Source organism: Acinetobacter sp. ATCC 27244 (assembly GCF_000156555.1).
Lineage (GTDB): Bacteria > Pseudomonadota > Gammaproteobacteria > Pseudomonadales > Moraxellaceae > Acinetobacter > Acinetobacter haemolyticus.
In genome coordinates this window covers 128723-135561 of the sequence record NZ_GG665958.1, presented here as the reverse complement: position 1 = coordinate 135561, position 6839 = coordinate 128723, and the positions used below count along the sequence as shown (strand labels likewise).

Here is a 6839-nt window from a genome sequence, read left to right as displayed (position 1 = left end):
CTACAATAAAAAAGCCCTAATCAAAAGATTAGGGCTTTTTGAATTTTGGAGCGGGAAACGAGACTCGAACTCGCGACCCCAACCTTGGCAAGGTTATGCTCTACCAACTGAGCTATTCCCGCAATAGGACGCATTATAGAGAGTTTCGTTCAACTGTCAACTCTCTATAATGCTAAGTGTTGAATTAATCAGCACGTCGCCAGATTGTTCCCTGACGTGTATCTTCTAGAACCACACCTTGATCCAATAAAGATTGACGAATGCCATCGGCTTTTGCAAAATCTTTGGCTTTTTTTGCATCTACACGTTGTTGGATCAAGTCCTCAATATCCGTATCAGAAAGCGCAAGGGCATCTTGACCAATATCAGATTTAAGGAATTCATCTACATTGTGTTGAACTAAACCTAGAATATTTGTGAGCTGGCGTAAAGTTGAGTAGAGAACCATTGCTTGTTCTGCTTGTTCTTCTTTCACTGCACGATTTAACTCTTTATTCAGCTCAAAAAGAACAGCCATCGCTTCAGCAGTATTGAAATCATCACACATTGCATTATTAAAGCGTTCAACAAAACTTTGCTCTAAAGCATCAACAGTTTTTTGACCATACACTTGTTGATAGGCTTTAAATGAATGATAGAAACGGCTCAACGCAGTTTTAGCTTCTTTTAAAGCAACATCAGAAAAATTGACTGGACTACGATAATGTGATGAGACAATAAAGTAACGAATCACTTCAGGATGGAATTTTTCCATCACATCTCGAATCGTAAAGAAATTGCCTAAAGACTTAGACATTTTCTCACCATCGACATTGATGAATCCAACATGCATCCAATAATTTACATATTGTTCGCCAGTAGTTGCTTCGCTTTGCGCAATTTCATTTTCATGATGAGGGAACATGAGATCTGAACCGCCACCATGAATGTCAAAGTGATTGCCTAAGCAGCAGGTTGACATTGCAGAGCATTCAATATGCCAACCTGGACGACCTTTACCCCAAGGTGATGCCCAAGCAGGTTCATTTTCCTTTGCATGTTTCCAAAGCACAAAGTCAAAGGGATGTTTCTTTTCAACTTCAACATCGACACGTTCAGAAGCACCTGCTTGCATATCATCGAGTTTACGGCCTGAAAGTCGACCATATTTTTCAAATTTACTTACTTCAAAATAGACATCGCCATTGCTTGCAGGGTAGGCAGCACCTTTATTTACTAAAGTGCTAATCATATTTTGCATTTGATCGATGTACTCGGTTGCTTTTGGTGCCTCATCAGGTGCAACGCAGCCTAAGTCCGCTGCATCTTCATTCATTGCATCAATGAAACGTGCGGTGAGTTGTTGAATACTTTCACCATTTTCGTTTGCACGAGCAATGATTTTGTCGTCAATATCGGTGATATTTCGAATATAGCGTACTTTCCAGCCTTGGCTACGTAAGAAACGGATAATGTAGTCAAATGCAACCATAACGCGAGCATGTCCAATGTGACAGTAATCGTATACGGTCATACCACAGACATAGATATCGATTTGACCTTCATTACGTGGGACAAATTCAACTTTTTTACGTTGCTCAGAGTTATATAAAACAAAAGGTTGCATAAGGGTTTTCAAACACTCTACAAAATTAGCGTTACATCATAACGTATGCATCATTTTTCATAAAGTTGTCTAGAGAAAAAAGATTAATTCGATGGATAGGGGAGATTGATCATTTATGATTATTCATTTTTGGAAAAGATGTCTCTCCATCTTCCTTGAAAACTTATACATTTGGAAACGTGTATAACTTACAGTTGTGCTAGAATCTCCACAATTCTTTCGATTAAAATCATCCATCATCAAGTGGATAGAGTATTACTTTGAGTCAGACTCGCATGTCACAAGCTATAAATTTTCAGAAAAGTGCATTGGAAACTTTGCGTATTGAACAACAAGCAATCGAAGTGCTTGCAACTCAGGTAGATGAACGTTTTGATCGTGCATGTGAAATTCTATTGCAATGTTCAGGACGTGTCGTTGTTACTGGTATGGGAAAATCAGGCCATATCGGACGTAAAATGGCAGCGACATTCGCATCTACGGGGACCCCCTCATTTTTCATGCATCCTGGCGAGGCTGGTCATGGTGATCTTGGTATGTTGGTTCGTGGTGATGTGCTGATTGCGATTTCAAACTCTGGTAAGAGTGATGAAATTATGATGCTCATGCCATTGATCAAACATTTGGGAGTACCTTTAATTACGATTAGTCGTGATGATAAAGGTCCGATGCCACAGAATGCAGATGTCGCTTTAACCTTGGGTTTGGCAGATGAAGCCTGTCCTTTAGGTTTGGCACCGACGTCTAGTACTACTGCTACACTGGTTTTGGGTGATGCTTTAGCTGTTGCATTATTAGAAGCACGTGGCTTTACCGCTGATGATTTTGCACGTTCACATCCTGCTGGTGCTTTGGGTAAACGATTGTTGTTACATGTGAAGCATTTGATGCATACGGGCTCTGAATTACCGAAAGTAAAGCCTGATACACCGATGAATAAAGTGTTATACGAAATTTCTGATAAACGTTTGGGTTTGACGACGATCGTGGATGAACAAGATACTTTGTTAGGCATTTTTACCGATGGTGACTTGCGTCGTATGATTGACCGACAACAAGGCTTTGATGTAACTGCTGTGGTCGCTGATGTGATGACAGCGAATCCACTCACGATTTCTCAAGAGGCTCGTGCAGTTGAAGCTTTAGAAAAAATGCATGAGAAGAAAATTAACCAATTCGTTGTTGTTGATGATGCTAAAAAAGTGATTGGTGTTATTAGTATGCACGACCTTATTGAAGCTGGAGTAAATTAAGCCATGGCATCGTATGCTTTACAAGAAAAAGCACGTCATTTACAAGCCTTAGTGCTGGATGTGGATGGGATTTTAAGCGATGGCTTTGTGACATTGACCAATTCAGGCGATGAAATTAAATCATTCGATATTCGTGATGGTTTAGGTATGAAATTGGTTCAAAAAGCGGGTATGAAAGTTATCATCATTACTGGTCGTAAGAGTAATATCGTTGAAAAACGTATGTCAGACTTAGGTGTTGACTTAGTCTTTCAAGGTCGTGAGGACAAAGGTGTTGCGCTTAGAGAAGCATGTGCACAATTCAATATTCTTCCTGAAGATTGTCTATATATGGGAGATGATTGGCCAGATTTATCTGCATTTTCAATCTCTGGTATGTGTGTGACAGTGCCGAATGGTCACGAAGAAGTTCGTCGCCGTGCACATCTTGTCACACAGGCGATGGGTGGTCGTGGAGCAGTTCGAGAAGTATGTGATATGTTATTGACGGCAAAAGGTGTTTACCAAGAACTGCTTGAAAAATATCTTGCTGTGCCACATTAATACAAGTATAGAGTCGATATGCTCAAGGTTAGGTAACCCTGTTTATGGATACCAAAGTTTTATACGTTATCGCTATAGTCGTTGCGAGTGTCAGCGGCGGTTTTTATTACTTTAGCGGTAAAGCAAAAAAGTTAGATGTTGATACTGCGAAGAATATGACCTATTCGGCGCACGGTGTTCATTTAACTCAAACGGATGAACAAGGAAACTTGTATGTTCGTGCTGAAATTAAACAATTACAGCAAGATATGCAGCAAAAAACCTCTCAGATTGATCAACTGAGTGCTGTGATGTACAAGCAGGGTAAAGCCGACGCAACTTTTTCGGCTCGACAGGCGAATGGCTATGATGATAACCATAAAATTATATTGACAGGAGATGTGGTTGTTACCAATTTGTCTGATCAAGGTAACATGGAATTTCGTACCGATGAAATTACCGGTTATCCAAAAACTAGAGAGTTAGAAACACAACATCAAGTGATTATCCAATCGCCATCGTCAGAGTTTATCAGCCAAGGTTTAAAGGCCAATTTGAATGATGGGCAATATGAGTTTTTTAAAGTTCGAGGAAAGTATGCGCCAAACTCTTAATTTTAATAATCGCTTTACTTCCTTAAAGCAATTCACATGTATGGCTGTCATCGCTTTATCTTCTGCTACAAGCTTTGCTTTGCCTTCAGATCGTAATCAACAATTGACGCTGGTTGCAGATCGTGCAACTTATAATGATAAAACAGGTGTTACGACATATACTGGTAATGTTGTGATTGAACAAGGTACGATGAAACTACAAGCTGATTCAATCGTAGCCACTTTAAATAGTAAAAGAGAAATCCAAACCATCACTGCCAAAGGTCAACTGGCTAAATTTCAACAACAAATTGATGCAAATCGTGGTTTGGCGCGTGGAGAGGCTCAACAGATTGTTTACAATGCCGACACGGGTATTCTGACTTTAACGGGGCGTGCATATCTGTATCAGGATGGCTCAAGCATTCGTGGTGAAAGTCTAAAATATAGTATGAATAAAGGTGATGTGGAAGCTCAAGGGTCTTCATCAAATCGAGTGCAAATTATCATTCCACCATCTAGTTCAAAAAGTTTTCCAGGGGCGCGTGATTAATGGAACAATCGTTGCTACAGCCACAAACCTTATGTATTAAGCATTTAGCCAAAAACTATAGTAAACGTTGGGTGGTAAAAGATGTGTCTTTTACCATGCAAAGTGGACAAATTGTGGGGTTATTAGGTCCGAATGGGGCAGGTAAAACGACGAGCTTCTATATGGTTGTCGGTTTAGTTCGAATGGATAAAGGCGAAATTCATTTAGATGATTTGGATTTATCTGATCTCGCAATGCATGAGCGTGCTCGTAAAGGTATAGGGTATTTACCACAGGAAGCTTCAATTTTTAGAAAGCTAACCATTGCCGAAAATATTATGGCAATTTTGGAAACACGGAAAGATTTAAACAAGCAGCAACGCCAGCAACGTTTGAATGAGTTGTTAGGTGATTTTAAAATCAGTCATATCAAAGACTCATTAGGTATGAGTGTGTCTGGTGGTGAACGACGTCGTGCTGAAATTGCGCGAGCATTGGCTGCTGATCCGAAATTTATGTTATTGGATGAACCCTTTGCAGGAGTAGATCCAATTTCTGTGGGTGATATTAAAGAAATTATTCAAACACTGAAAGATCGTGGGATCGGTGTGTTAATTACGGATCACAATGTTCGTGAGACTCTGGCAATCTGTGAGAAAGCTTATATTGTAAGTGAAGGCTCAGTGATCGCAGAAGGAACACCACAAGAAATTTTAGACAATGAGCAGGTTCGTAAGGTTTACCTTGGCGATGATTTCGTAGTTTAAAATGATTCATATCAGCGTTAGAAGAACCCAGAATGGGTTCTTTTTTTGCATCTGACTTCAATAAAGTGTGACCTAATTTACAAAAAATAAACATTTATAACTGGCTGAATTTGCATCTAAAACGTGGTGTTTTGCACAAGAATAAGAGTAGAATGGTTTTGCTTTAGGCGATAATTACATGATAAGAATATGAGCATTAATAAAGATATAGATGAGGGAACACGTAAAGCATGTATGGATTTTAAGTGGCTATTTTGTGTAGCGACTTTATCATCTGTGCCCGTTACGCAGGCCTCAACCCCAAGTGAGCAATACCATTCTTTAAAGAACAACGTATCTCAATTGTTCTCACCCAAGAGTAGTGATGAGTTTAAAACAGCTAATATGCAAAAGTTGAGTAACTTTTCGATTAACTCAACTGTAACTGAATTACCCGTTGTTGGATCGGGACGTCCAATGGATACATCGGCGCCTGCAGTTGTATGGCAAAATCAGAATAAAACTTTAAAGGATGCAATACAGCTTGCGGTTCAACGCAATCCCGAAATTTCTCAAACCTTAGCAACACTAGCTGCTCAAAATGCCAACATTGACGTCGCAAAAGCAGGTTATTACCCTCAGATATCAGGTGGGGTAAATACTGGAGATCTGACACGAAAAGGTGAGCGGGGGCGGCAAATATTAGCTTTGAATGCAACTCAAATGCTTTATGACTTTGGAAAGGTGAAATCTGGTGTATCCACTGAGGAAGCCAAACTTCTGCTGGAACAAGCCAATGTGTTGGTTAAAGTGGATGATATTTCATTAGATGTAGCACAAACTATTATTAATATTCAACGTCAACAAAGGCTGATTAGGATTGCAAATCAGCAAATCGCTGGAATCAAACGTATTCAGGAAATGGCAAACTTACGAGCCAATGCAGGCATTAGTAGTCAAGCCGATCCTGTGCAAGCACAATCCTATGTGCAATCGGCCCAGTCTGCTTTAATTGCTCAGCAGTCAATATTAAGTCAATTGCAACAGCGGCTCTATACTTTATTAGGTTTTGATGCGCGAAGTGTGCAATGGGCCATTCCGCAGGATTTTGTTCAACAATCAGATTTATATGTAGAGCCTGAATTTAATACGATTCCGCAAATGATTGCAGCGTATGCGGGGATTGAAGTTGCGAAAAATCAAAAAAGACAGACGCAGGTGAGTAATTATCCTACTTTGTCAGTAAAGGGTGAGGTCAGCCAAGCATTGCATGGTCGAAATCCGAATAATGACAAACGAGGTGGTTTTGATAGTGCAATTATGTTGGAGGCAAGTAGTCAGTTTTATCAAGGCGGTGCTACCACTTCACGCTTGCGTGCTGCGAGTTTTGCAGAAGAAGCAGCCAAAGCACAGGTAAATGCGGTATATTTAAGAGTATTGGATCAGATCAGAACCAGTCGAGAACAAATCGAGAGTAAGCAGCGTCAATTGCAGGTATTAGCGGGTCAACAAGCTACAACTGTACGGACCAAAGAGCTTTATCAAGAACAATATAAACTGGGAACTCGTACACTTGTCGATTTATTT

At 40.0% G+C, this 6839-nt stretch carries 7 protein-coding genes and 1 tRNA gene; 6 read left to right on the top strand and 2 right to left on the bottom strand.

The annotated features are described in order from the left end of the window. Window positions 1–46: 46 nt before the first annotated feature. A tRNA-Gly gene (locus tag HMPREF0023_RS10290) sits at window positions 47–122 on the bottom strand. 62 nt (window positions 123–184) lie between these two features. Beyond that, the gene (gene cysS / locus HMPREF0023_RS10285) at window positions 185–1606 is read right to left on the bottom strand and encodes a cysteine--tRNA ligase (RefSeq protein WP_008942037.1); all 1422 of its coding nucleotides are present in this window, start codon (window positions 1604–1606) and stop codon (window positions 185–187) included. A gap of 275 nt (window positions 1607–1881) precedes the next feature. Between cysS and HMPREF0023_RS10280 the strand changes: the two genes are divergently transcribed. From HMPREF0023_RS10280 to HMPREF0023_RS10255, 6 genes are all read left to right on the top strand, one after another. Beyond that, window positions 1882–2859: a KpsF/GutQ family sugar-phosphate isomerase gene (locus tag HMPREF0023_RS10280; RefSeq protein WP_005089710.1), complete on the top strand. Its 978-nt coding sequence runs from the start codon at window positions 1882–1884 to the stop codon at window positions 2857–2859. A gap of 3 nt (window positions 2860–2862) precedes the next feature. Beyond that, complete coding sequence (locus tag HMPREF0023_RS10275; RefSeq protein ID WP_008942036.1) at window positions 2863–3402, top strand: KdsC family phosphatase; 540 nt, start codon at window positions 2863–2865, stop codon at window positions 3400–3402. A gap of 44 nt (window positions 3403–3446) precedes the next feature. Next, the gene (gene lptC, locus HMPREF0023_RS10270; RefSeq protein WP_008942035.1) at window positions 3447–3995 is read left to right on the top strand and encodes an LPS export ABC transporter periplasmic protein LptC; all 549 of its coding nucleotides are present in this window, start codon (window positions 3447–3449) and stop codon (window positions 3993–3995) included. Continuing rightward, on the top strand, window positions 3979–4527 hold the full coding sequence (gene lptA / locus HMPREF0023_RS10265) for a lipopolysaccharide transport periplasmic protein LptA (protein ID WP_005084650.1): 549 nt from the start codon (window positions 3979–3981) through the stop codon (window positions 4525–4527). Before lptC ends, lptA begins: the two co-directional genes overlap by 17 nt. Beyond that, entirely contained in the window at window positions 4527–5273 is a 747-nt protein-coding gene (gene lptB, locus HMPREF0023_RS10260; RefSeq protein WP_008942034.1) for an LPS export ABC transporter ATP-binding protein, read from the top strand. Before lptA ends, lptB begins: the two co-directional genes overlap by 1 nt. 189 nt (window positions 5274–5462) lie before the next feature. Continuing rightward, window positions 5463–6839 (top strand): TolC family protein (locus tag HMPREF0023_RS10255; RefSeq protein ID WP_008942033.1); only part of this gene is annotated, 1377 nt, incomplete at its 3' end.